This is a genomic window from Ancalomicrobiaceae bacterium S20 (assembly GCA_040269895.1).
GTDB classification, from domain to species: Bacteria; Pseudomonadota; Alphaproteobacteria; order Rhizobiales; family Ancalomicrobiaceae; genus Methyloraptor; species Methyloraptor flagellatus.
In genome coordinates, this window is sequence record CP158568.1 from 3,487,906 (window position 1) to 3,511,424 (window position 23,519).

At 67.5% G+C, this 23,519-nt stretch carries 24 protein-coding genes; 15 read left to right on the top strand and 9 right to left on the bottom strand.

Features of this window, described 5'->3' with window-relative positions; translation table 11 throughout:
- Positions 1 to 199 precede the first annotated feature (199 nt).
- A complete protein-coding gene (locus ABS361_15835) occupies positions 200 to 688 on the top strand; it encodes a nucleoside deaminase (GenBank protein ID XBY43544.1) in 489 nt (162 codons plus the stop codon).
- A gap of 12 nt (positions 689 to 700) precedes the next feature.
- Here ABS361_15835 and ABS361_15840 read toward each other — a convergent pair whose 3' ends face one another.
- Positions 701 to 1,681, bottom strand: a complete 981-nt coding sequence (locus tag ABS361_15840; protein ID XBY43545.1) for a LysR family transcriptional regulator — start codon at positions 1,679 to 1,681, stop codon at positions 701 to 703.
- A gap of 221 nt (positions 1,682 to 1,902) precedes the next feature.
- Here ABS361_15840 and ABS361_15845 point away from each other — a divergent pair, with 221 nt between their 5' ends.
- Positions 1,903 to 2,517, top strand: coding sequence for a LysE family translocator (locus ABS361_15845; protein ID XBY43546.1), 615 nt, complete (start codon positions 1,903 to 1,905; stop codon positions 2,515 to 2,517).
- A 60-nt stretch (positions 2,518 to 2,577) separates the two neighbouring features.
- Here the strand turns inward: ABS361_15845 and ABS361_15850 are convergent, their stop codons facing one another.
- From ABS361_15850 to ABS361_15870, 5 genes are all read right to left on the bottom strand, one after another.
- Positions 2,578 to 2,760, bottom strand: a complete 183-nt coding sequence (locus ABS361_15850; protein ID XBY43547.1) for a hypothetical protein — start codon at positions 2,758 to 2,760, stop codon at positions 2,578 to 2,580.
- 64 nt (positions 2,761 to 2,824) lie between these two features.
- The gene (locus tag ABS361_15855) at positions 2,825 to 3,424 is read right to left on the bottom strand and encodes a TetR/AcrR family transcriptional regulator (GenBank protein ID XBY43548.1); all 600 of its coding nucleotides are present in this window, start codon (positions 3,422 to 3,424) and stop codon (positions 2,825 to 2,827) included.
- A gap of 142 nt (positions 3,425 to 3,566) precedes the next feature.
- Positions 3,567 to 3,779: a 4-oxalocrotonate tautomerase family protein gene (locus ABS361_15860; protein ID XBY43549.1), complete on the bottom strand. Its 213-nt coding sequence runs from the start codon at positions 3,777 to 3,779 to the stop codon at positions 3,567 to 3,569.
- A gap of 28 nt (positions 3,780 to 3,807) precedes the next feature.
- Entirely contained in the window at positions 3,808 to 4,188 is a 381-nt protein-coding gene (locus ABS361_15865) for a nuclear transport factor 2 family protein (GenBank protein XBY43550.1), read from the bottom strand.
- A complete protein-coding gene (locus ABS361_15870; GenBank protein ID XBY43551.1) occupies positions 4,185 to 4,814 on the bottom strand; it encodes a glutathione S-transferase C-terminal domain-containing protein in 630 nt (209 codons plus the stop codon). Before ABS361_15870 ends, ABS361_15865 begins: the two co-directional genes overlap by 4 nt.
- A gap of 152 nt (positions 4,815 to 4,966) precedes the next feature.
- Here ABS361_15870 and ABS361_15875 point away from each other — a divergent pair, with 152 nt between their 5' ends.
- Positions 4,967 to 5,371: a helix-turn-helix domain-containing protein gene (locus tag ABS361_15875; GenBank protein XBY43552.1), complete on the top strand. Its 405-nt coding sequence runs from the start codon at positions 4,967 to 4,969 to the stop codon at positions 5,369 to 5,371.
- 83 nt (positions 5,372 to 5,454) lie between these two features.
- On the opposite strand, the gene ABS361_15880 is transcribed toward ABS361_15875, so the two are convergent.
- From ABS361_15880 to ABS361_15890, 3 genes are all read right to left on the bottom strand, one after another.
- A complete protein-coding gene (locus tag ABS361_15880) occupies positions 5,455 to 7,227 on the bottom strand; it encodes a thiamine pyrophosphate-binding protein (protein ID XBY43553.1) in 1,773 nt (590 codons plus the stop codon).
- A 219-nt stretch (positions 7,228 to 7,446) separates the two neighbouring features.
- Positions 7,447 to 8,244 carry a GntR family transcriptional regulator gene (locus ABS361_15885; GenBank protein XBY43554.1) on the bottom strand — a complete coding sequence of 266 codons (798 nt, stop codon included), beginning with the start codon at positions 8,242 to 8,244 and terminating at the stop codon, positions 7,447 to 7,449.
- On the bottom strand, positions 8,241 to 9,932 hold the full coding sequence (locus ABS361_15890; GenBank protein ID XBY43555.1) for a glycerol-3-phosphate dehydrogenase/oxidase: 1,692 nt from the start codon (positions 9,930 to 9,932) through the stop codon (positions 8,241 to 8,243). The genes ABS361_15885 and ABS361_15890 overlap by 4 nt, the downstream gene beginning before the upstream one ends.
- Positions 9,933 to 10,215: 283 nt before the next feature.
- Between ABS361_15890 and ABS361_15895 the strand changes: the two genes are divergently transcribed.
- From ABS361_15895 to ABS361_15950, 12 genes are all read left to right on the top strand, one after another.
- Positions 10,216 to 11,727: an FGGY-family carbohydrate kinase gene (locus ABS361_15895; GenBank protein XBY43556.1), complete on the top strand. Its 1,512-nt coding sequence runs from the start codon at positions 10,216 to 10,218 to the stop codon at positions 11,725 to 11,727.
- Positions 11,728 to 11,873: 146 nt separating this feature from the next.
- Positions 11,874 to 12,965 (top strand): ABC transporter ATP-binding protein, encoded by a 1,092-nt coding sequence (locus ABS361_15900; protein XBY43557.1) that lies wholly within the window; start codon positions 11,874 to 11,876, stop codon positions 12,963 to 12,965.
- A gap of 11 nt (positions 12,966 to 12,976) precedes the next feature.
- Positions 12,977 to 14,044: an ABC transporter ATP-binding protein gene (locus ABS361_15905; protein XBY43558.1), complete on the top strand. Its 1,068-nt coding sequence runs from the start codon at positions 12,977 to 12,979 to the stop codon at positions 14,042 to 14,044.
- Between the two features lie 3 nt (positions 14,045 to 14,047).
- Positions 14,048 to 14,932 carry a sugar ABC transporter permease gene (locus ABS361_15910; GenBank protein XBY43559.1) on the top strand — a complete coding sequence of 295 codons (885 nt, stop codon included), beginning with the start codon at positions 14,048 to 14,050 and terminating at the stop codon, positions 14,930 to 14,932.
- A gap of 3 nt (positions 14,933 to 14,935) precedes the next feature.
- The gene (locus tag ABS361_15915) at positions 14,936 to 15,727 is read left to right on the top strand and encodes a carbohydrate ABC transporter permease (protein XBY43560.1); all 792 of its coding nucleotides are present in this window, start codon (positions 14,936 to 14,938) and stop codon (positions 15,725 to 15,727) included.
- Between the two features lie 10 nt (positions 15,728 to 15,737).
- A complete protein-coding gene (locus tag ABS361_15920; protein XBY43561.1) occupies positions 15,738 to 16,016 on the top strand; it encodes a DUF2160 family membrane protein in 279 nt (92 codons plus the stop codon).
- Positions 16,017 to 16,098: 82 nt separating this feature from the next.
- A complete protein-coding gene (locus ABS361_15925; protein XBY43562.1) occupies positions 16,099 to 17,841 on the top strand; it encodes an ABC transporter substrate-binding protein in 1,743 nt (580 codons plus the stop codon).
- Between the two features lie 543 nt (positions 17,842 to 18,384).
- On the top strand, positions 18,385 to 20,124 hold the full coding sequence (locus ABS361_15930) for a hypothetical protein (protein ID XBY43563.1): 1,740 nt from the start codon (positions 18,385 to 18,387) through the stop codon (positions 20,122 to 20,124).
- 111 nt (positions 20,125 to 20,235) lie between these two features.
- Complete coding sequence (locus ABS361_15935) at positions 20,236 to 20,556, top strand: hypothetical protein (GenBank protein ID XBY43564.1); 321 nt, start codon at positions 20,236 to 20,238, stop codon at positions 20,554 to 20,556.
- 3 nt (positions 20,557 to 20,559) lie between these two features.
- The gene (locus ABS361_15940; GenBank protein XBY43565.1) at positions 20,560 to 20,928 is read left to right on the top strand and encodes a response regulator; all 369 of its coding nucleotides are present in this window, start codon (positions 20,560 to 20,562) and stop codon (positions 20,926 to 20,928) included.
- Positions 20,925 to 22,982, top strand: a complete 2,058-nt coding sequence (locus tag ABS361_15945) for a chemotaxis protein CheA (protein XBY43566.1) — start codon at positions 20,925 to 20,927, stop codon at positions 22,980 to 22,982. Before ABS361_15940 ends, ABS361_15945 begins: the two co-directional genes overlap by 4 nt.
- Positions 22,979 to 23,512, top strand: coding sequence for a chemotaxis protein CheW (locus ABS361_15950; GenBank protein XBY43567.1), 534 nt, complete (start codon positions 22,979 to 22,981; stop codon positions 23,510 to 23,512). Before ABS361_15945 ends, ABS361_15950 begins: the two co-directional genes overlap by 4 nt.
- The last annotated feature ends 7 nt before the right edge of the window (positions 23,513 to 23,519 follow it).

Here is a 23,519-nt window from a genome sequence, read left to right on the forward strand (position 1 = left end):
TCGAAACCTGATGGCTGGATCATCCGCGCAAGGAAGCGGCATGCCTATAAAGCGAGCGTAATAACCCCTATTCGGTCCGCCGAATGGAATCCAAGCCCTTGATCCCGCGATTGTTTTCCAACAAGGCGGCGGCGACTGCCGCCTTGACCTCGCAATCCGCACGGCCGATCCTGAGGCTCCTCGACCATGGAGAGCGCCTTTGGCACCGCCCGATCTCGACCACGCGCATTTTCTCCGCCGCGCCTTCACCGTCGCCGAGGAGACCGCGGCCGAGGGCAGCCATCCCTTCGGCTGCATCCTGGTCGATGGAGCGGGACGGGTCGTGATGGAACAGGGCAACGCCTACCTGCCGCATCGCGACATGACAGGACACGCCGAACGCGTTCTCGCGACCCGGGCGAGCCAGGCCTTCCGGCCGCCGGAACTCATGGACGCGACGCTCTACACCTCGGCCGAACCCTGCGCGATGTGCGCGGGGGCGGCCTATTGGGCGGGCATCGGCCGCATCGTCTACGGTCTTTCCGAGCACCGGCTGAAGCAGATCACCGGCGATCATCCCGAAAATCCCACCCTCGACCTGCCCTGCCGGACGGTGCTGGCGAGCGGCCAGCGCGTGGTCGAGGTGATCGGCCCGATGCTCGAAGACGAGGCGGCCGTCATCCATGAGCGGTTCTGGGCGCAGCGATAGCGGCCCCGCGGCTCACTCGGCCGCGGCGAGGCCGGTCAGTCCGGCGTTCTCCAGCGCCCGGTCTCGCATCTTGAGATCCGCCGCGATGCTCTTGAGCAGCTGCCGCAGCCAGATATGGGCCGCCGAATGGTGCTTGCAGTCGTGCCAGAGCAGATAGAACTCCATGCGCCCGAGTTCAGGCGGCGCATCGAGCAGGCGGAACGGCATGCCGCGCGCGATCTGCTCCGCGAAGGGGGCGCCGGTGGTGAACAGGAGGTCGGAGCCCGCCAGCACGTGCGGCACGATCGCGTATTCGGGCACCGCCGCGGCGATCCGCCGCCGCAGCCCCAGTTCGAGCAGACGTCCGTCGATCGGACTCATCGACAGGCTCTCGTCCGATGTCGGCGAGAGGTGGCTCTCCTCGAGATAGCGCCGCATCGTCAGCGGTTCGTCGAGATCGGCCAAGGGATGACCTTCGGCGACGACGCACTGGATCGCGGTCGACAGGAGCGGCGCGATCCGCAATTGCTCCGGCGGATTCGGCCAGTTGCCGATCACCAGATCGATATTGCCGTCCGCGAGATGCGCCATGAGATCGGCATGGGCCGGCATCGGCACGACGTCCACGCGCGCCCGCGGCGCCTGCCGGGCGATTGCTCGAAAAATGAGCGGCAGGAAGACGGCGCCGAGGCAGTTCGCCGCGACGAGCCGAAAACGGCGATCGGTCTTGGCGGGATCGAAACTCGGCACTGGCGACAGATGGCTGTCCATCTCCGCGAGCAGGCGCTTGACGGTCTCGCGCAGCTCGAGCCCCCGTTCGGTCGGCACCAGGGAGCCGCCCGACCGCACCAGGATCGGATCGCCGAGCAGTTCGCGCAGCCGCTTCAACGCGAGGCTGACGGTCGGTTGGGTCTGGCCAAGGATCTCGGCCGTTCGGGAGACGCTGCACTCGTTGACGAGCAGCAGCAGCGTCCGCAGCAATCTGACGTCGAGAGCACCGTTTACGGCTTGCATGCCCGGACCTCCGGAGGCGCTGAAAATCCCGTCGCCGGCCTCGGTATGAAGCAGGTTCCATGCCATCATTCCGTCGGGGAGCGTCGAAGGCACGGGCGCTCGCGGGGGTGGGACGGCGATCCAGCATTGCGCCCGGCGACGGTGCCGACGGAGGCCACCGCGCGGCAGACCTGCTATCGTTCGGAACGTCACATCCCGTTTCGATCGGACCCGGCACACCCATGGAACTGTCATCCGTCGCCATCTTCGCCGGTGCGCTGCTGCTGAACGCAGGCACGCCGGGCCCGAGCGTCGCGGCCCTGGTGTCGCGCGTGATCACCAATGGCTGGCGCGACATCGTCCCGTTTCTCGCCGCCATGTGGATCGGCGAGGTGATCTGGCTCACCATGGCGATGACGGGCCTGACAGCGCTCGCGCAGACGTTCCAGTTCGGCTTTCAGCTGCTGAAGTGGCTCGGCGTCGGCTATCTGTTCTGGCTGGCGTTCAAGATGTGGCGCAGCCCGGCGGCCGTGAAGACCGAAGACCTGCCCCGGCGGCCGTCGCCCCTTTCGATGTTCGCGGCCGGCATGGCGCTGACCCTCGGCAATCCGAAGATCATGGTGTTCTACCTCGCTCTGCTGCCGTCGCTGATCGATCTGCATGCGGCGGGTCTGCGGGAATGGGCGATCCTGGCCGGCGTGACGCTCGTCAGCCTGGCCGCGATCGACCTCAGCTGGACCTTCATGGCGCACACCGCCCGACGCCTGTTGCAGACCCCGCGCGCCATGCGCATGGCCAACCGGGTGAGTGCAGTGACGCTGGCCGGCGCCGGCGTCGCGATCGCGGCGAAGAGCTGATCGCGCCCGATCCAGGTCGACCGAGGGTTCGCGCCGGTCTCATGGAGGTCACTCGCGTTCTCAGGGGCCGCCGAACAGCGGCGCGCCGACGAACCCGCCGGCGAAGACGGACCCGAGCGGGACCGAATGTGCCCAGGCGGGAGCCTGGCCGAGCATCGCGGGGATGCTGGTCGCGAAGACGATGTTGAGCGCCAGCTCACCGATATCGGCGAAGAGGCCGAGCGACGCGAGGAACGCGGCCACGCATTGCGTGCGGCCGATCCTGAGCGCAGCCGGCTCCGCTTTCGTCCCGTCTCGATGCGATGGATCAGGCACCCGCCACCCCATAGAGAAGGGCCGCGACCATCTGGCGATAGCGCCCTTCGAGGTCGCCGCTCTCGATCGGCGGCAGGGATTGATTCGTGCCACGCGCGCCATCGGCGATCAACTGTGCCAAGGTGGCCGGGGCGACGCCCGGCTGGAGCTTCAATCGTCCGGCGCCCTGCAACTCGACGATGAAGCTCGCCATCTGGGCCTGAAATGACGTCGCCGAATAGACCATGATATCTCGGCAACGGCGGAACGCCTGATCGTTGATCTCCACGGCATGCGGCGATGTCATCAGTCGACGTCGATGTTCGCCATAGCGCACATTGATGATCGTCGTGAAGATTTCGATCGCATCCGCGCCTTCGGAAAACTTGGCCCGGCCAGCCTCGATGCCCAGGCGAACGGCCTTCGCGTTTCCGTGTTCGACCACGTAACGGAACGCCTCCTCCTTGTTGGTAAAGTAATTATAGAGCGATCGACGCGTCATCTCGACGGCCTTGGCCAGCCCCACCATGTTCAGCTGGTCATAGCCATGGTCCAGAAACGCCTTGAGCAGGCGTTCCTGGAGTTCGGGACGTGGGATCAGGCGATGCGACATGGATCTTGGAACCTGGCGTGGCGCGGCCGGAATCGATTTCGATCCTGAGCAGACGTTCAAGACCGAAGATCATTCGACGACGCAAGCGGTATATCCTGCAATCAGGACATGCCCGCAGCGAAATGCGCCACGCTCGCCTGTGTCAGGTTCGCCGTCCGAGTGCCTGCCGATACTCGGCCACCGGCAGACCGCCGATGCCCCAATCTTCCATGGCGACCTCGTCGATGACGACGAAGGTGGTCGCCGGGTTCTTGTCGAGCACGCGCACGAGCAGGTCGGTGACGCCGCTGATCAACTCGGCCTTCTGGGCGGGTGTGGCGCCTTCGCGCGTGATCTTGATGTTCACATAGGGCATCGGATTCTCTCCTCCTGGGCGACCGGTATCAGCCGCTCTGCCGCTCGATGATCTGGAAGACCTTGGCGATGATCCGCCACTCGCCGTCGATGCGGACGAGCGACAGGAAGTCGACGAAGTCGCGGGCGCCGATCGAGCAGCGGACGCGGGCGAGCGCGGTGTTGTCGCCGGCGCGTTCGATGGCATCGACATGGTCGCGCCTCGCCTCGCCGCGCGAAGCCGGCGACTGGCGCGCGGCGACGACCGGCACATAGTCGGCCATGGTGCGGTAGAGGAACGGCGTCTCGTCGGCGGTCGCGTAGATCGCCTGCGGGTGGAACACGCGCTGGAGCCGTTCGACATCGCAGAAGTAGAGCGCGTCGAAGTAGGTCCGCAGCAGCGCATGAATCTCCTGATCAGCGGCGGTCATTGCGCGGCCTCGCTCGCCAGGAGCCCCTCGGCCGCCATCGCCCGCCGCACCGCGGGCCGGGCCGCGACGCGGGCGACATAATCGGCGACCCTCGGCCAGCGCGTGAGATCGACGCCGATGAAACCGGTCCAGTTCAGGACGACGAACAGGTAGGCGTCGGCGACGGTGAAGCGCTCGCCGAGGACGAAGGCGCGGCCATCGGCAAGACCGCGCTCGACGTCGCCGATCCGCCGCGCAAGCGTCGCCTCGGCGCGCGCCTTGTCCTCGCCGCCGAGCACCCGGCCGGAAAACCAGGGGCCGAAGGCCTTGTGCAGTTCCGAAGACGTGAAATTGAGCCATTCCTGCAGACGGACGCGGTCGATCGTGCCCGGCGCGGGGGCGAGCCCGGCCGCGGGCGCGCGGTCCGCGAGATATTGCAGGATCGCAGGATTCTCGGTGATCACCGTGCCCGGTTCGATCTCGAGCGCCGGGACGTAGCCCTTCGGGTTGATCGCGCGATAGTCGGCGCCGGTCGCCGTGGTGCCGGCCTCGGTGTCGACCTGGATCGCCTCGAAGGGCAGGTCGAGTTCGATCAGGGTGATGCGGGACGACAGCGAGCAGGCGCCGGGCTTGAAATAAAGACGCATGGCGGAACCTCGATGGACTGGATCGGCCGGGATGGCGCGATCGACGCCGCGACCGTAGAAACGCACATTACCGTTGCCAACTTGATTTCCATTGGTTACTTCGTTTTCAAGTTTCTCGCCGGTAACCGGCGACCACACCGCGGGAGGGTGCGATGGGCCTCAAGATCCGCAAGAACCGCAGCGCCGCGCCGCCGGAGACCTGCGCGCTGACCGAGTGCATGGCGATCATCGCCGGCGCCTGGGCGCCCAATGTGATCTGGCATCTCCGCGCCGGGCCGCGCCGGTTCAGCGAGCTGCGGCTCGACATCCCGCCGGTGTCGGCGAAGGTCCTGTCGCAACGGTTGAAGGAGCTGGAGGCACGCGGCGTCCTGACCCGCACCATCCAGCCGACCACGCCGCCCTCGGTCGAATACGCCCTGACCACGCTCGGCGAGGAGCTGCTCCCGGCGCTGACGGCGATCGTCGAGATCGGTCATAAGCTGAAGAGCGGCGTGCGTTCGGCCGCGCCGTCGTCCGAGGCCGCCGGTATCACGCTGTCGCAGAACGAAGCCGGCTAAGGGCGTCCGACGGCGCCATGAACGACGAAGGCGGCCCCGTCCCGCGACGGGACCGCCCTCCTCCGTGCGTCGGGGTGTCGTCCTTATGGGATGTCGGGCGAAACCTTCCAGTCGCGGAGCTTGTAGACCGTGCCCGGGCGCGGACGCGGCGCGTCGGCGCCTTCGCGCATGCGGCGCTTGAACGAATGGATCGGCGTCGCGAGGTCGTCGATGCGGACCTCGACCACCGACGGGCCGTCGTAGGCGAAGGCCGCGTCGAGCGCCGGGCCGAGCTGGTCGGGGGTCTCGACGGAGAAGCCCTTGAGCCCGAGCGCCTCGCCGGCGGCGGCGAAGTTCGGGTGACAGCTCTGGCTCTCGAGCAGCGCCGACTGCACGTTCTTGAAGAAGATCTCCTGCCAGAGCTGGATCCAGCCGAGCCGGCCGTTGTTCAGCACGACGTTGACCACCTTCTGGTGCCGCTGCGACTGGGTCGCCAGTTCGCCGATCGTGTAGGAGAAGGCGCCATCGCCGGCGACCGTGACGATGCGGGTGCCGGGCAGGGTCTCGGCCGCGCCGATCGCCGCCGGCGTCGAGTAGCCGAGACCGCCCTGGCCACGGGCATAGAGGAAGCCGCGACCGGCCTTGCGCGCGGGGATGTAGTTGGCGATCCAGCCGGCCGAGAAGCTCGCGTCGGATATGACGAGGTCGTCCTCGCCGAGCCGGGCGGCGACTTCCGCCATGACGCGGGCCGGATGCATCGGCAGCCGCTCGCTCTCGATCTCCTCGCGCTTCTGCCGCTCGCCCTCGGCCTTCACCTCGGCGATGCGCGCCTGCCATTCCGGGTGCGACTGCGGCTCCAGCGCCGCCTCGAGCAGGTCGAGCGCCTCGCGCACGTCGCCGAACAGTGAAACGGTCGGGCGGAAGGTGCGGCCGTGCTCGTTCGGATCGCAGTCGATGGTGATGGTCGCCTGCTCGGGCAGCGGCAGCGTCCAGTTCATCGCGGTGTTCTGGCTCGCCTTCGAGCCGCACCAGATGACCAGATCCGCCTCCTTGGCCAGCTCGATCGCGGCCCAGGAGCCGAGCGGATTGAGCGTGCCGGCCGCGTAGGCCGCCGTCTCGGGCACCGAACCGCGGCCGGTCAGGCTGGTGACGGCCAGGCCACCGAGGCGCTCGGCGAAGCGGGTCGCGACCGCGGTCGCATCGGCGCCGTGAACGCCGCCGCCGAACACGATCGCCGGGCGCTTCGCCTTGCGGATCAGTGCGACCGCCGCAGCAACATCTCGGCCGACCGGCGCGGACCGGACGAAGGGCGCGCGGATCGCACGCTCGTCGATGCCGATCTTGACCTTCTCCTCGTCCCACTCGGCATCGAAGATGTCGTGCGGGATGATCAGCGCGACCGGGCCGGGGCGCGGCGAGGTCGCGACGCGGAAGGCGGTGCGGATCATCTCCGGCAGCGCGATCACCGAGGGCACGAGCCAGCTGTCCTTGGTAATGGTCTTGAAGAAGGAGAGCTGGTCGAAGCCCTGGCTGGCGATGCCCTTCTCCTTCAGGGTCAGCCAGTCGAGCGGCAGCTCGCCGACGATGCCGACCATCGGCACCGAGGCGTTCAGCGCCTCGATGAATCCGGCCGGCAGCAGGTTCGCGCCCGGCCCGACGGTGACGTCGCAGACACCGGGCTTGCCGGTCAGCCGGGCATAGGCATCGGCGGCGTAGGCGGCGTTGCGCTCGTCGCGCATCAGCACGTGGCGGATCCGGTCGGTCCGGCGCGAAATGCCATCGTGCAGCGCCGTGGTCTGGCCGCCCGGCATGCCGAACACCAGTTCGACGCCGTAGCGCGCCAGCATCTCGGCGACGAGATCACCCATATGGGCCATGGTCGGTTTCCTTCCCTCGCGTGGTTTCGTTGCGTGGTTTCATCGACGACCCGCAGGGCTCGCCGGAGCCTTGCGGGCGGAATGCGGACGCGCGGAACCGTTCGCCGACCCGAGGGGGCGGACGGCCTCTCGACCGGAACCGGTCCGGTCGGCGCAGGGGGTGAACATGAGGACGAGGGGGGCGACCGGCGGCCGAGCCGCCGGTTGCCCGACCCTGCGTCAGCTCACGATGAAATGCAGGCGGGTGCGATCCGTCCGATAGACGGCGGTGTAGTATTCAATCGTTTCGTCCGTCTGCATGTAAGTGATGGATTCGATCGCGATCACAGGCGAGCCCTTGGGGATGTCGAGGAGCTTCGCCTGTTCCGCGGTGGCGGTCGCCGCCTCGAGCCAGCGCTCGGCGCGGCGCATGGTGATGCCGTAGCGCCGGGCCAGCGTGTCGTAGAGCGAGCGGTTGTGCATCGGCACCTGCTCGAAGCCCGGCGCGAGCCGCGACACGATGTAGGTGTAGACGAGGATGCGCGGCACGCCGTCGACCGAGAGCACGCGGTCGAGCGCCACGACCTGTTCGTCTGGCGCGGTGATCTTCAACATCTCGCGCGCCCGCTCCGGCGGGCTCACCAGTTCCTGGCGCAGGATGGTGCGGCTGACGGCGTGGTGCGTGTTGTGCAGTTCGCCCGAGAAGCCGATGTTGGAGCCGAGGAAGCCCTGTTCGTCGCGCTTGCCGGAGACGAAGGCGCCCTTGCCGTGCAGCTTGTAGATGACGCGCTCGTGGACGAGCTGGTTCAGCGCCTCGCGGACCACCGTGCGCGACACGCCGAACAGCTCGCAGAGCTCCGCTTCGGACGGCAGACGCGCGTTCTCCGACAGGCCCTCGGTGACGATCATGGTCTGCACGGCGTTCTTCACCTGCGACCAGAGCGGCAGGGGCGAGTCGGTCTCGCGCACGGCCAGCGCCTTGAGGCTGGCAAGAAGGTCGGGGCCGGAATGGGGCGCCCGGCGGCGGTCATCGCTCATTGTTGTTTTCCTGGACAGGCGTGACGACTGGCGAGCAGCCCGAGGGTCGCCTGCGCCTCGGCGGCGCGGCGTTCCGCCGACCATCCGAGTGCCTCGCCGACGACATCGGCGAGTTCGGCGACGGCGGCCTCGGTTGCCCGACCGTACAACGCGACCAGAGTACGGCGCAGTACGATGTCGGCAAGGTGCACGACGCGCTCGTTTCGCGCCAGGAATGCGATCTCCTGCCTGGAGTGATCGGGAACGGCGGCGAGCGGCTGTTCCGTCGCCCCGGCAAAGCCCTCCAGCATCGCCGTCACCGCCGTGCCGTAGCGGTCGAACAGCGTCGCCGCGCGCGTCTCGGCGAGGCCGAAGCGACGGGCGAGCGCCGCGACATGGGCGGCGATGTCGACCGGCCAGTTCGCGCCGCCGCCGATGGCGACGCCGGAGGTCCACTGCCGGCGGTGCTGGCCGAGGAGCGCCAGCACCTCGTCGGCGATCTCCTCCGCACAGGCGCGGAACGTCGTCCATTTGCCGCCGACCAGGGACAGGACCGGGAACGGCCGGTCGTCGCTCGGCGCAAAGGTGCGGATCGAGTGATCGCGGCTGATCGCGCCGGCGACGCCGTCGCTCGCCGGCAGCGGCCGGATGCCGGCATAGGTGAACACGATCCGCGAGCGGTCGAGATCGAGATCCGGCATCACCATGCGCATGACGTCGAACAGGTACTCGACCTCCGCGTCCGAGCAGACGACATCGTCGGGATCGTCGGTGCGCAGATCGGTGGTGCCGAGCAGCACATGTTCGTCGTCGAGCGGATAGGCGAGACAGATCCGGTGATCGGGCGTCTCGAAATAGAGCATCGAATCGTCGAGCGCGGCGACGAAGGCGCGGTCGCGCAGCACCAGATGCGAGCCCTTGGTGCCGCCGATCAGCCGATCCTCGATGCCGATGCGCTGGTCCACCTCGTCGATGCGCGCACCGGCGCAATTCACCACCACCTTCGGCCGCACGCGGAAGCGCTCGCCGGTCACGGTGTCGGCCAGGATGACGGCATCACCCTCGCGCCCGACCACCGCGACATAGGTCGCCGCGACGGCTCCTGGACAGGCGGCTTCGCCCTGCGCCAGCAGCTCGAGGCCGAGCCGCTCCGGTGCAACCAGCCGCGCATCGTAATATTCGCCCATGTAGCGCACGAAGGGCGCCAGCCGCGCCATGGTGCGCCGGAATTCGTTCCGCGGCACCATGCGGTGCGCCGGCATGGTGCGGTTACGGCCGCCGAACAGGTCGTAGACCCTGAGGCCGAGCGCGACGACGAAGGCGCCTTTCGGCCCCGGCGACCGCAACAGGCCGAGGAAGCGGGCGACGGAAGCCGCCGCGCCGCCGAACAGGCCGCGGATCGGCACGCGGACGCGGATCGGGCGGACCAGATGCGGCGCGTCGAGGAGCAGCCGGTTGCGTTCCTCGACCGACTCGCGAACCAGCGCGAATTCGCCGATCTCCAGATAGCGCAGCCCGCCATGGATCAGCCGCGACGAGGCCGCGCTCGTCGCCGAGCAGACGTCGCCCATGTCGACCAGCAGCGACGGGACGCCCTGAAGGGCGAGATCGCGAAACGTGCCGATGCCGTTGATCCCGGCGCCGATGATCAGGACTTCGGGGGCGGCCCCCTTTCGCAGACCGTCGAGGATGGTATCGCGGGACAGCATCAATGGCTCCAGGACTGGGTGCGGCGATCGACCGCGATCCGGCGAGACCGCGCTCGCACCATGACGGGGCGGTCACAATCTCATCATTACAAGTTAAAACCTGCACAAGAATGAACCGGTGTCAACAGGGCCGAAAACTCGGAGTTATTGTTGCGATGCAGCAGGAAAATTTCCAAAAATTCGGCATTGACGGGTCGAAAGTCGCCGATATGATCAAACATGTAATTACGTGTTGAGCCCCAAAAAGGGGCCGCGCCGGCAACGTCCGGCAGGAGGGAACGCCATGAGGGAGCGCCTGATCGGCATCGATGCCGGCGGGACGATGACCAAGGCTGCGCTGTTCGACCTCGACGGTCGCGAGCTCGCCTGTGAGAGACGTCCGAACCAGATGTTGTTTCCCGCGCCGGGCCATACCGAGCGCGATCCCGAGCGCATGTGGCGGGCGGCCTGCGAGTCCGTCGCCTCGGTGCTCGAGGCGACCGGCACCTCGCCCGACGACGTCGTGGCAGTGTCCTGTTCGGGCTACGGCAGCGGCATCTACCTGACCGATCGCAACGGCGATCCGGTGCGGCCGGGTGTCGTGTCGACCGACAGCCGCGCCGCCGGTCTCGTCGCCGAATGGGAGGCGAACGGCCGCGCCGGCGTGATCGCCCGCCGCATCCAGCAGCGCATCTGGCCGGGCCAGGCGATCGCGCTGATGGCCTGGTTCTCGGCGCATGAGCCCGAAACCGTCGCGCGCACCGAGCGCGTGTTGTTCTGCAAGGATTTCCTGCGCGGCCGGCTCTGCGGCGACTTCTCGACCGATCCGACCGATGCCGGCATCGCCGGGGCGATCGACGTCGAGAGCGGCACCTATGCCCGTGAGGTCTTCCGCGATCTCGGCATACCCGACTGGCTCGACCGCATGCCCGAGATCGGGCCCTCGGCGGAGGTCGTCGGCCGGGTCACGGCCGCGGCGGCGCTGCAGACCGGGCTCAAGGAAGGCACGCCGGTCGTGCGCGGCGTCGTCGATGTCGCCGCCGCCGCGCTCGCCTCCGGCGTGGTCGGGCCGAACCGGCTGTCGATGATCGCCGGCACCTTCTCGATCAATTCCACGGTGCATGCCGCGCCGCGCCTGTCGGTGATGCCGTTCCTGCAGATGCCCTATCCGGTCGGCAACCAGGTGCTGGCGACCGAGGGGGCAGCGACCTCCGCCTCGAACTTCGAATGGTTCTGCCGCGAAGTGCTCGACGGCGAGGCCTCGCGCGCCGCGATGGCCGGGCTCTCGGTCTATGACGTCTGCAACGACTATGTCCGCGACGCGCTCGACCGCGACAACGACATCGTCTTCTTCCCCTATCTGTTCGGCGGTCCGGGCGGCGCGCCGGCGGGTCTTCTCGGGCTGAAACGCTCCGACGGGCTCGGCGACGTGCTGCGCGCGATCTTCGAGGGTATCGCCTACGCGCGCCGGGTCGACATCGAACGGCTGCTGTCCGGTTACGACGCCGCCAAGCCCGAGGCGATCCGCCTCGCCGGCGGCGCCTCGCGGTCGGAGATCTGGGCGCAGATGTTCGCCGACGTGCTCGGCCTGCCGATCGAGATCACCGACGGCACCGAGCTCGGCGCCCGCGGCGTCGCGATCGCCTCGGCGGTCGCGATCGGCGCCCATCCCGATTTCGAGACGGCCATCGGCAAGATGGTCCGCGTCCGCCGCCGGTGCGAGCCGTCGGCGGCGCGGCATGCCGCCCACGCCAAGAAGTTCGCCCGGTTCCAGGCGCTGTCGAAGGCACTCGCCCGCGACTGGGGCGCCTGCTGATCACCCCCATCCGGGGAAGCCGTTCCCGCCCCGACCGCTGACGCGGCCCGCCGCGTCACGGACCGGGATCCCATGCGCCGCGCGGGTGAAGGACCTGCCGCGGCAACGCTTCCCCATGCCCCGATGCCAAGCAGATCGAGGTTCGCATGTCGTTGTCGCTCCAAGGCATTTCACTCGAGTATGGCGGCGAGCACCACCTCCGCTCGATCGACCTTTCGCTCGAGCGCGGCACGGTCAACGTGCTGCTCGGACCGACGCGCGCCGGCAAGACCTCGCTGATGCGCGTGATGGCCGGGCTCGATCGCCCGACCGCCGGCCGCATCCTCGCCGACGGGCGCGACGTCACCGGCGTGCCGGTCGGCCGCCGCTCGGTGGCGATGGTCTACCAGCAGTTCATCAACTACCCGAGCCTCAGCGTCTACGAGAACATCGCCTCGCCGATGCGCGTGCAGAAGGTCGACCCGCGCGAGATCGACCGGCGTGTCCGTGAGGCCGCCGCCATGTTGCGGCTCGAGGCACATCTCGAAAAGACGCCACTGCAGCTCTCCGGCGGCCAGCAGCAGCGCTGCGCCATCGCGCGCGCCGTGGTGCGCGGCGCCGATCTGGTGCTGCTCGACGAACCGCTCGCCAACCTCGACTACAAGCTGCGCGAGGAACTCCGCGAGGAACTGCCACGCATCTTCGCCGAGACCGGCGCGATCTTCGTCTATGCGACCACCGAGCCGGCGGAGGCGCTGTTCCTTGGCGGCAACACCGCCTGTCTCGGCGAAGGGCGGCTCATCCAGTTCGGCCCCACCGCGCAGGTCTATCGCCGGCCGGCGAGCCTCGCCTCGGCACAGACCTTCTCCGATCCGCCGCTCAACGTCATGACCATCACCAAGCGCGGCGATGCGATCCGGCTGCCGAGCGGCGCATCTGCTTCGGCGCTCGGGGCGCTGGCGAGCCTCGCCGACGGCGACTACGCGATCGGCCTGCGCGCCCACGACCTGCTGCTCGCCCCCTCGCCTAAGACCGAGACGATCGAGCTCGTCGGCACGGTCGACGTGACCGAGATCACCGGCTCGGAGAGCTACGTGCACGTCCACGCCGGGCGGCTCCGCTGGGTCGCGCTGACCGCCGGCGTGCACGAGATCGCGCCGGGGGCGCCGATCGCCGTCCACATCGACCCGGCCCGCCTGTTCGTCTTCGCGACCGACGGCCGCGTGATCGTCACGCCCGACGCCACCCGGTTCTCCTGAGAGGTCGTCCCATGGCCCGCATCGAACTCACCGATCTCGCCCACAGCTACAGCGCCGCGCTCGCGGCCGCGAACATCTACGCGCTGAAGCCGATGACCATGACCTGGCGCCAGGGCGGCGCCTATGCCCTGCTCGGCCCGTCCGGCTGCGGCAAGACCACGCTGCTCAACATCATCTCCGGCCTCGTCGTGCCGACCCGCGGCAAGGTGCTGTTCGACGGGCGCGACGTGACCGAGCTCTCGACCGAGCGCCGCAACATCGCGCAGGTGTTCCAGTTCCCGGTCGTCTACGACACGATGACCGTCTACGAGAACCTCGCCTTCCCGCTGCGCAATCGCGGCCTCAAGGGCAAGGCGGTCGACGCGCGGGTGCGGGAGATCGCCGACCTGCTCGATCTCGGCGGCGCGCTGACCAAGCGCGCGCGCGGCCTCGGCGCCGACGCCAAGCAGAAGATCTCGCTCGGCCGTGGCCTCGTCCGCGCCGATGTCGCGGCCGTGCTGTTCGACGAGCCGCTGACGGTGATCGATCCGGCGCTGAAGTGGGAGCTGCGCTCCAAGCTCAAGGCGCTGCACCGCCAGCTCGACATTACGATGATCTACGTGACGCACGACCAGACCGAGGCGCTGACCTTCGCCGACACGGTCGTGGTCATGCACGACGGCGCCATCGTGCAGACCGGCCGGCCGGACGAGCTCTACGAGCGCCCCGAGCACACGTTTGTCGGCCACTTCATCGGCTCGCCCGGCATGAACATCCTGCCCGCGCGGGTCGACGGCGGGGTCGCGCGCGTCGGCGACCGTGTGATCCCGCTCGGTCGCCCGCTCGCCGGTCCGCCGTCGGGCGAGCGCATCGAACTCGGCATCCGGCCCGAATACCTGCGCCTGACCCGCGGCGACGGCCATCCGGTCACGATCGAGCGCATCGACGACCTCGGCCGCGTCCGCTACGCGCGCGTCCGCTTCGAAGGCCATCGCCTCGCCGCGCTCGTGCCCGGCGACGTCCCGGCCGGCCCCGAGGCCCGCATCGCCTTCGATCCCGCACAGATCCACGTCTACGCCGACAGCCGGCGGGTGGGGTGAGACATGATCAAGACATTCGACAACCGCGCCTGGTTCTTCGTGCTGCCGGTGTTCGTGCTGGTCGCCTTCAATGCGGTGCTGCCGCTGATGACGGTGGTCAACTATTCGTTCCAGGACACGTTCGGCAACAACCAGTTCTTCTGGAACGGCATCGGCTGGTACGCCGAGCTGCTCGACCCGTCGAGCGAACTCGGGGGCCGGTTCTGGGAGGCGCTGGCGCGCTCGACCGGCTTCTCGCTGGTGATCCTCGCGATCGAGGTGCCGCTCGGTATCCTGATCGCGCTGACCATGCCGCGCCACGGCACCGCGCTCGCCGTCGGCCTCGTCCTGATGGCGCTGCCGCTGCTCGTGCCGTGGAACGTGGTCGGCATGATCTGGCTGCTCTATACGCGCGCCGACATCGGCCTGTTCGGCTGGCTCCTCAACGCGATCGGGCTCGACTTCAACCCGACCACCCACGTCGCCGACGCCTGGTTCGTGCTGGTCGTCATGGACGTCTGGCACTGGACGAGCCTCGTGGCGCTGCTGTGCTTCGCCGGGCTGAAGTCGATCCCGGACGCCTACTATCAGGCCGCCCGGATCGACGGCGCCTCGCGGCTCGACATCTTCCGCCGGATCGAACTGCCCAAGCTCAACCGCGTGCTGCTGATCGGCGTGCTGCTGCGCTTCATGGACAGCTTCATGATCTACACCGAGCCCTTCGTGGTCACCGGCGGCGGCCCGGGCAACTCGACCACCGTGCTCTCCATCGACCTCGTGAAGATCGCGCTCGGCCAGTTCGACCTCGGCAAGGCCGCGGCCATGTCGATCGTCTACACGCTGATCGTGCTGACGGTGAGCTGGGTCTTCTACACCGCCATCGTCTCCAACGATGCCAAGGAGGCCTGAGCCATGACCCTCCGCAGGATCATCTACTATTCGTACATCGTCTGCCTGATGATGCCGATCTACTGGCTAATCAATCTGTCGTTCAAGGGCAACGTCGAGGTCTCGACCTCGATGACGCTGTGGCCGACGCAGCCGACGCTCAAGAACTACGGCGTGATCTTCTCGTCGCCGGAATGGTTCGACGGCTTCGTGTTCTCGCTGAGCTACGTCGCGATCAACACGATCCTGTCGATCGCGGTGGCGCTGCCGGCGGCCTACGCCTTCTCGCGCTGGCGCTTCGTCGGCGACAAGCACCTGTTCTTCTGGCTGCTGACCAACCGGATGGCGCCGCCGGCGGTGTTCGCTCTGCCCTACTTCAATCTCTATTCCTCGGTCGGGCTGTTCGACAGCGTCTGGGCCGTCGCGCTGGCGCACTGCATCTTCAACGTGCCGCTGGCGGTGTGGATCCTGGAAGGCTTCGTCTCGGGCGTGCCGCGCGAGATCGACGAGACCGCGCGCATCGACGGTTACTCGTTCCCGCGGTTCTTCGTGAAGATCTTCGTGCCGCTGATCGCCAACGGCATCGGGGTCGCGGCGTTCTTCTGCTTCATGTTCTCGTGGGTCGAGCTGCTGCTCGCCCGCACGCTGACCAACAGCCGCGCCATCTCCTCGATCATGACCCGCTCGGTCTCCGCTTCCGGCATCGACTGGGGGTTGCTCGCCGCCGCCGGCGTGCTGACGCTGATCCCCGGCGCGCTCGTGATCTGGTTCGTCCGCAATCATATCGCCAAGGGCTTCGCCCTCGGCCGCGTGTGAGGAGTTCGCCATGGACATCGCATGGATGGCCTGGACCTGGCAGACCGGCCTGTTCTTCGCCGCGATCGCCGCCGCACTCGCCGTGCTGACCGTGCTCGCGGTGCGGCATCCCGAGATCGAGCGGGTCGGCGCCCTCGGCATCCCGACCACGCGCGGCGACCGCCTGTTCGTCACCCTGCTCGGGGCGGCGTTCCTTCACCTCGCCTGGATCGCGCTGACCAGCGTCGACCTCCTCTGGGCGAGCGCTCTCTCCCTCGTCTGGGCCGTCGCGGTGTTCCGCAAGGTCTGACGTCGGAACACGAGCGACCGGCACGAGAAGCGCCCGGCCGGCCGCCCTCGACACCAAAGGCGCACCACACGAGGAAACCACCATGAAGCGTGCAATCGGAATATCGCTGGCCACGCTGGCGATCGCGCTCGCCGCCGGTTCGGCGCGGGCCGACGAGGCGGCGGCCAAGAAGTGGGTCGACACCGAGTTCCAGCCTTCGACGCTCTCCAAGGACGAGCAGATGAAGGAGCTGGCCTGGTTCGCCGAGGCGGCCAAGCCGTTCAAGGGCATGGAGATCTCGATCGTCTCGGAGTCGCTGACCACCCACGACTACGAGTCCAAGGTGCTGACCAAGGCCTTCGAGGAGATCACCGGCATCAAGGTCAAGCACGACATCATCCAGGAAGGCGACCTGGTCGAGAAGCTGCAGACCACGTTGCAGTCCGGCAAGTCGGTCTACGACGGCTGGATCAACGACTCGGACTTCATCGGCACGCATCCGCGCTACAACCAGACGGTCAACCTGTCGGAGTGGATGGCGGGCGACGGCAAGGCCGTCACCGATCCGATGCTCGACCTCAACGACTTCATCGGCAAGTCGTTCACGTCCTGGATCGACGGCAAGCTCTACCAGCTGCCGGACCAGCAGTTCGCCAACCTCTACTGGTTCCGCTACGACTGGTTCACCCGCCCGGACATCAAGGAGAAGTTCAAGGCCAAGTACGGCTACGAGCTCGGCGTGCCGCTGAACTGGTCGGCCTATGAGGACATCGCGGAGTTCTTCACCAACGACATCAAGGAGATCGACGGCCAGAAGGTCTATGGCCACATGGACTACGGCAAGAAGGACCCGTCGCTCGGCTGGCGCTTCACCGACGCCTGGCTGTCGATGGCCGGCAACGGCGACAAGGGCCTGCCGAACGGCCGGCCGGTCGACGAATGGGGCATCCGCATGGAGGGCTGCAACCCGACCGGATCGTCGGTCGAGCGCGGCGGCGACACCAACGGCCCGGCCGCGGTCTATGCCGTGACCAAGTATCTCGAGTGGCTGAAGAAGTATGCGCCGCCCCAGGCCGCCGGCATGACCTTCTACGACTCGGCGCTGATCCCGGCGCAGGGCAACGTCGCCCAGCAGATCTTCTGGTACACTGCCTTCACCGCCGACATGGTGAAGCCCGGCACGCCGGTCGTGAACGCCGACGGCACGCCGAAGTGGCGCATGGCGCCGAGCCCGCACGGCGCCTACTGGAAGGAGGGCATGAAGCTCGGCTACCAGGACGTCGGCTCGCTGACCCTGCTCAAGTCGACCCCGCTCGAGCGGCGCAAGGCGGCCTGGCTCTATCAGCAGTTCATCGTGTCGAAGACGGTGTCGCTGAAGAAGAGCCACGTCGGCCTGACCTTCATCCGTGAATCCGACATCTGGGACAAGTCGTTCACCGAGCGCGCGCCGAAGCTCGGCGGCCTGATCGAGTTCTACCGCTCGCCGGCGCGCGTGCAGTGGACGCCGACCGGCGTCAACGTGCCGGACTACGCCAAGCTCTCGCAGCTCTGGTGGCAGAACATCGGCGACGCCTCCTCGGGCGCCAAGACCCCGCAGCAGGCGATGGACGCGCTCGCGACCGCGCAGGACGCCGTGCTCGAGCGTCTCGAAAAGTCCGGCGTCCAGGGCGCCTGCGGTCCGAAGCTGAACAAGAAGCAGACGGCCGAGTACTGGTTCTCGAAGTCCGAGAAGGACGGCAACATCGCGCCGCAGCGTAAGCTCGCCAACGAGCGCCCGAAGCCCGAGACCATCGACTACGACACGCTGATCAAGTCCTGGCCGGCGACCCCGCCCAAGAAGGGCTGATCGGTTCGACCGGGAAGATCGCCCTCGGGTTCCGCGCTGCCCTCTCCCGCGCGGCGCCCGGGGGCGATCGCTTTTTCGGCCCCCGGCCGTCCGGCCAGCGGCCCGTCCACGGCTTGGCGGCCGTCAGCCAAACGTCAGCATTTCCGAGGTTTTTCGCGCTTTCCGGGCACCGAGGTCGGGCGTACTGACGCGAGATTCGTGCCTTCCTCTAGGGAATAATCGAAGGTCCTACTGGCTACGCGCTACCACTCAATGTCGATATTTTAGTAGACCACAGCACTAACGATTTCGAGTCAGATCTTTGATTGCAACTAGCCGTTGTTAGTTGTGTTTTCATAAATGAATTGTTTAGAGGCTCACGTTAATCTCCAGCTTGCGATGCCCTAACGACGCACCGCGTGAAGCGAGATATTGCACTGCGATGGCGCACGACTCTGACGTCGAAACGTTCGACTCACTGCCGCAACGCCAATGCCGTGCACGTTCGCGACAACGACTCATGCGCGAACGATTTCGTTCGGGAAATGCGGAGATCGACAGACGATGACCCTGGGCCTTCTCGAGGACCGCGCCGTCCGGGCGACCGACAAGCGCGGCGCGCTGTTTGCCGACGTGTCGGCCAGGCTCGAGAAGGCGCGGCTCGAGATCGAGCAGCGCTTTCTGGCCGGCGGCGCCGCGCTGATGGCGGTCCGGGAACTGGTTGGAGAGCTGCTTACAGCACTCGACGGCATCGTCTCTTCGCTCAGTGACACCAACGCGCAATTCGCCACCGAACGGCTGCGGCATGCCGTCGGCGAACTGCGCGGCCGCATCGACGCCGAACGGCGTCGCCAGGGCGAGCTCGAAAGCATCGTCTCGACCGGCGCGACGCTCGAGCCGGTGATCCGGGAGATGAAGGACATCCTGCGCCATCTCGGCATCTGCGCGATCGAGACCAAGATCGCCGGCGCCGACAGCGGCGAATTCCTGAGCTTCGCGGACGACATCAGCAACTTCGTCCGCCTGTCGGATGAGGAAGTCACCCGGTTCGTGTCGCTGCTGCGCCAGATCGGCGACCAGCTGAACGGTCTCGGCAGCGAGAGCGGCCGCGCGGTCGCGCAGATCGGCGAGGCGTTCCCGACCGTTTCGGCGACCCTGGTCGGCGCGGTCGACACCATCGACCAGCGCCGCCGCCAGCTCGAGAAGACCGCCGAGCACGCGAGCGGGTTGATGCGCAACGTGCAGACCAAGGTCGGCACCATCCTGTCGGCCCTGCAGGTCGGCGACGCGACGCGCCAGCGCATCGAGCACATCCAGAACGGCATCCGCCTCGTCTCGGAAATGTCGGAGGGCGGCGAGGATGCGGACGCGCTGTCGACCGCCGCGCATCGGCTGTTCACCGTCCTGCTCGAGGCTCTGCATGCCGACTTCAACGTGCAGACGCGCCAGATCGTCGTGACGCTGCAGTCGCTCGCCAGCGACGCGCAATCGATCCTCGCGCTCCACGGCACGCTGGCGCGCGACGACGGCGACCGCAGCCCCATGCAGGCGGTCGAAAGCGGCGTCGCCACCGTGCGCCAGCTCGTCGCCGGCATCGAGCAGGCGCACCGGCGCACGAGCCTCGCCCGCGAGGAAACGGCCCGGCTGGCCGGACAGTTGCTCGACGATGCCGGCAGCATCGGCAATCTGCGCAATGTGCGCGACGACATCCGCTGCCTGGCGATCAACGCCAGCCTGCGCTGCGCGCGTCTCGGCGCCAAGGGGCGCGCGGTCGGCGCCATCGCGGGCGAGATCAACGCAGTCGGTGATCGCCTCGGGCAGGCGGCCGAGCGTGTGCTCGGCAGTCTCGAACAGATCCGCGACCAGGTCGCCCACATCTTCGACGAAGCCGGCGGCGCCGACATTTCGGGGGAGCTCGACTCCGTCGCCGAGACGCTGCGCAACGTCAATGCCGGGACCGACCGTCATGTCGCGGTGATCCAGCGCCAGGGCGGCAGCGTGGTCAGCCGGATCGCGGACATCGCCCGCGACCTCGACTTCGGCAGTTCGCTCGGCGAAACCCTCGGCGACTGCACCCGTGTGCTGCGCGCCGACTTCCCCAATACAAAGGTCGACTACGTAAACCCCCTTATCCGCCGTTTTGCCGAGCATCAAATTGGATGTTACACCATGGCAAGCGAGCGCGATCTGCATCGCAATGTCTTTCAGGGAGTCTTTTCAAGCACTTCCGCCGGATCCGAAATCACCATTACCCACACGACTGCGACTAACTCAACGGAAGATTTCGACGATTGCTTTCTATAATTTCAATTGCATTGCATCATAATTTTAGTATGCTTATAAAATAACAGTTCTTTTTAATATTTCATTTAGGTAACAGGGCGAGAATCGTAGAGCCAGACAGAAGGCTCTGCCATGAACGAAATTACAGAACGCCCCGACGCATCGGCGGATCAGGTCGCCATGACCATCCGCGGTATCCAGTCCACACGCGGCCTGCTCATCCAGGCGCTAGCCGGCACTGACAAGCTCACGCTCCAGTTTCCCGACGATGCCCCGGTCGATCTCAGCTTCGTCCAGTTGGTCGAAGCCGCCAGGTCGACTGCGCAACGCGATGGAAAGAGCCTGAGCCTGGCGAAGCCGGCCGGCGCGAACATTCGCCGTGTCCTCGAGCGCGGCGGCTTTCTCACCGGCGCACCAGACGCCGCTCGTTTCTGGTTGCACCAGGAGGGTTGACCCATGAGCGCACACATTCTGACAGTTGATGACTCGGCTTCCGTCCGAATGACGACCCGCATCGCCCTGACTTCGGCCGGCTTCAACGTCACCGAGGCGGTCGATGGTCTCGACGGTCTGGCAAAGGCCAAGTCAAAGCGTTTTGACGCGATCGTCACCGATCTCAACATGCCCAACATGGACGGGCTCAAGATGATCGAGGAGATGCGCCGTCTGCCCAACCAGATCGGCGTTCCGATCGTCTTCCTCACCACCGAATCCGATGCGGATCTGAAGAGCCGCGCGAAGGCGGCCGGCGCGACCGCCTGGCTCACCAAGCCGTTCGATTCCGGTCAGTTGGTCAAGCTGGTGACGAAGGTGCTCGGACGATGACAACGATCGACCCCGTCGAAATCTTTCGCGCCGAGGCCGCCGAACTGCTCGAGCAGATCGAGCAGGGCCTGCTCGACATGGCGCACCGGCTCGACGATCAGTCTCTGATCGACGCCGTCTTCCGCGGCCTGCACACCCTCAAGGGGTCCGGCGCGATGTTCGGGTTCGAGGCGCTCGCCGCCTTCACCCACCACTGCGAGACCGCGTTCGACCGCGTCCGCAAGGGCCAGGCGCCCGCGACCGCCGAACTGGTCTTCGCCGTTCTCGCCGCCCGCGACCACATGCGCTCGCTGGTCGAGGATCCGGCCGACGATCGCGCGGCCGAAGGCGCCTTCTTGCTGCAGCAGCTCCAGGCGGCGGTCGACGGCAGCGGCGCCGTCCATGCTCCGGCGGCCGCATCGGAACCGGTCGCCGCCGCGATCGAGGAAGCCGCCGCAAGCTCCGACGAACATCGCTGGCGCATCCGTTTCGCGCTGCCGGAGGACACGCTCGTCAACGGCACCAACCCGCTGACCTTCCTCGACGAACTGCGCGAGATGGGCACCTGCGAGGTGACGGTCGACACGAGCAAGGTGCCGGCGCTCGAAGACCTCGACCCGACCCGTCTTCATCTCGCCTGGACCGTCGATCTCGTCACCGACCGCTCGCGCGGCGACATCGAGGACGTGTTCCTGTTCGTCATGGACGAGATGATGCTCGAGATCGAGGATCGTGGTCCTGCCGCGGCCCCGCGGCTGCCGACCGCGATGGTGGCCGATGCCGCTCCCGTCGCCGAGGCCAAGCCGGCCGAGACGGCGGCCGGGACCGAAGTCGCCGCGCGGCCGAGCGCGGCCCAGCCCGCCGGCCGCAGCGATCCGAACGATCCGAAGAGCCGCCGCAAGGCCGAGAGCGTGCGCGTGCCGGCGGAACGGCTCGACGAGCTGATGGACCGCGTCGGCGAACTGGTGATCGCGCAGTCGCGCCTCACCCAGATCGCCGGCACCAGCACCGACGTGCAGCTGCGCACGGTCAGCGAGGAAATGGAACGGCTGTGCAGCGAGCTGCGCACCACCATGATGGTGCTGCGCATGGTGCCGGTCGGCACGCTGTTCGAGCGCTTCCGCCGCCTCGTGCACGACCTGCAGCGCGACACCGGCAAGACCATCGAGCTCGTCACCGAGGGTGAAGCGACCGAGATGGACAAGACCGTGATCGAGCGTCTCGCCGATCCGCTGGTGCATCTGGTCCGCAACGCCGCCGACCACGGCCTCGAAACCCCGACCGAACGCGTGGCCGCGGGCAAGCCGGCGGCCGGCCGCATCACGCTCTCGGCCCGTCAGGCCGGCGGCGAGGTGATCGTGACCATCGCCGACGACGGCCGCGGCATCGACCATGACCGGGTCCGCGCCAAGGCGGAGTCGGTCGGCCTGATCGCGCCCGGCGCCGTGCTGTCCGAGCAGGAGCTGCTGCAGATGATCCTGCAGCCGGGCTTCTCGACCGCGGCGACCGTCACCAACCTCTCCGGCCGCGGCGTCGGCATGGACGTGGTCAAGAAGACGGTCGACTCGCTGCGCGGCACCATCGAGATCAGCACCCGCGCGGGTGCCGGCTCGGCGATGACGCTGGCGATCCCGCTGACGCTGGCGATCATCGACGGCCTGCTCGTGCGCATCGGCAAGGGCCGCTACGTGATCCCGCTGCCGGCGGTCGAGGAATGTCTCGAACTGTCGCTCGAGGAGGACCTGCGCTCGCGGGGCCGCAGCTTCCTGTCGCTGCGCGGCGCGCTCGTGCCGTTCATCCGCCTGCGCGAGGTGTTCGCGACCGATACCCGGCCGGATCCCTACCAGAAGGTGGTGGTGGTTTCGACCGGTCAGGAGCGGGTCGGGCTCGTCGTCGATCAGATCATCGGCGACCACCAGACCGTCATCAAGTCCATGTCCAAGCTGCACGACGACGTCGATACGTTCTCCGGGGCGACGATCCTCGGCGACGGCAGCGTGGCGCTGATCCTCGACGTCGCCAATCTGGTGGCTGCGGGTCAGAAGCAGGAGGCGCAGCTGCGCGCGACCGCATGACCACGAACCTTGCTCTCGCAAACACTGCCCTCGCCTGGGGCGACGAAGGCGAAATGGAGGCTCTGACCTTCGACATCGCCGGGGAAACCTTCGCCCTCGAGGCCACCATCGTGCGGGAGATCCTCGATCTCCTGCCCGAGACCGCGGTGCCCGGCGCCCGCCCCTTCGTGGGCGCGGTGATCAACTTCCGCGGCAAGGTGATCCCGCTCGCGGACATCCGCCTCGCCTTCGGCATGGAGCCGAAGCCGCCGACGATCGACAGCCGCATCGTCGTGGTCGAGATCGACCTCGACGGGACGCCGACGCTGGTCGGGCTCCGGACCGACAAGGTCAACGAGGTCTCGACGCTGCGCCAGGCCAACAACGAGGCGCCGCCGCGCGTCGGCATGCGCTGGCCCGAGAACCTGATCCACTGCCTGAACAAGCACGGCGACGCCGTGGTCATCTTCCCGGACCTGCAGGCCATCTTCAGGGCCGGCCACCGGAAGCCCGCCACGGAAGCCGAAATCATCCGACACCCCGCTGCCTGATCCGACG

Excerpts from the sequence above, each read along its gene's own strand:
- ABS361_15855 (XBY43548.1), bottom strand. The coding sequence starts at position 3,424 with ATGTCGCATCGCCTGATCCCACGTCCCGAACTCCAGGAACGCCTGCTC.
- ABS361_15890 (XBY43555.1), bottom strand. The coding sequence starts at position 9,932 with ATGCTGTCCCGCGATACCATCCTCGACGGTCTGCGAAAGGGGGCCGCC.
- ABS361_15935 (XBY43564.1), top strand. The coding sequence starts at position 20,236 with ATGAACGAAATTACAGAACGCCCCGACGCATCGGCGGATCAGGTCGCC.
- ABS361_15930 (XBY43563.1), top strand. The coding sequence starts at position 18,385 with ATGACCCTGGGCCTTCTCGAGGACCGCGCCGTCCGGGCGACCGACAAG.
- ABS361_15900 (XBY43557.1), top strand. The coding sequence starts at position 11,874 with ATGTCGTTGTCGCTCCAAGGCATTTCACTCGAGTATGGCGGCGAGCAC.
- ABS361_15885 (XBY43554.1), bottom strand. The coding sequence starts at position 8,244 with ATGAGCGATGACCGCCGCCGGGCGCCCCATTCCGGCCCCGACCTTCTT.
- ABS361_15950 (XBY43567.1), top strand. The coding sequence starts at position 22,979 with ATGACCACGAACCTTGCTCTCGCAAACACTGCCCTCGCCTGGGGCGAC.
- ABS361_15875 (XBY43552.1), top strand. The coding sequence starts at position 4,967 with ATGGGCCTCAAGATCCGCAAGAACCGCAGCGCCGCGCCGCCGGAGACC.
- ABS361_15845 (XBY43546.1), top strand. The coding sequence starts at position 1,903 with ATGGAACTGTCATCCGTCGCCATCTTCGCCGGTGCGCTGCTGCTGAAC.
- ABS361_15925 (XBY43562.1), top strand. The coding sequence starts at position 16,099 with ATGAAGCGTGCAATCGGAATATCGCTGGCCACGCTGGCGATCGCGCTC.
- ABS361_15910 (XBY43559.1), top strand. The coding sequence starts at position 14,048 with ATGATCAAGACATTCGACAACCGCGCCTGGTTCTTCGTGCTGCCGGTG.
- ABS361_15860 (XBY43549.1), bottom strand. The coding sequence starts at position 3,779 with ATGCCCTATGTGAACATCAAGATCACGCGCGAAGGCGCCACACCCGCC.
- ABS361_15940 (XBY43565.1), top strand. The coding sequence starts at position 20,560 with ATGAGCGCACACATTCTGACAGTTGATGACTCGGCTTCCGTCCGAATG.
- ABS361_15870 (XBY43551.1), bottom strand. The coding sequence starts at position 4,814 with ATGCGTCTTTATTTCAAGCCCGGCGCCTGCTCGCTGTCGTCCCGCATC.
- ABS361_15895 (XBY43556.1), top strand. The coding sequence starts at position 10,216 with ATGAGGGAGCGCCTGATCGGCATCGATGCCGGCGGGACGATGACCAAG.
- ABS361_15865 (XBY43550.1), bottom strand. The coding sequence starts at position 4,188 with ATGACCGCCGCTGATCAGGAGATTCATGCGCTGCTGCGGACCTACTTC.
- ABS361_15840 (XBY43545.1), bottom strand. The coding sequence starts at position 1,681 with ATGCAAGCCGTAAACGGTGCTCTCGACGTCAGATTGCTGCGGACGCTG.
- ABS361_15920 (XBY43561.1), top strand. The coding sequence starts at position 15,738 with ATGGACATCGCATGGATGGCCTGGACCTGGCAGACCGGCCTGTTCTTC.
- ABS361_15905 (XBY43558.1), top strand. The coding sequence starts at position 12,977 with ATGGCCCGCATCGAACTCACCGATCTCGCCCACAGCTACAGCGCCGCG.
- ABS361_15945 (XBY43566.1), top strand. The coding sequence starts at position 20,925 with ATGACAACGATCGACCCCGTCGAAATCTTTCGCGCCGAGGCCGCCGAA.
- ABS361_15880 (XBY43553.1), bottom strand. The coding sequence starts at position 7,227 with ATGGCCCATATGGGTGATCTCGTCGCCGAGATGCTGGCGCGCTACGGC.
- ABS361_15915 (XBY43560.1), top strand. The coding sequence starts at position 14,936 with ATGACCCTCCGCAGGATCATCTACTATTCGTACATCGTCTGCCTGATG.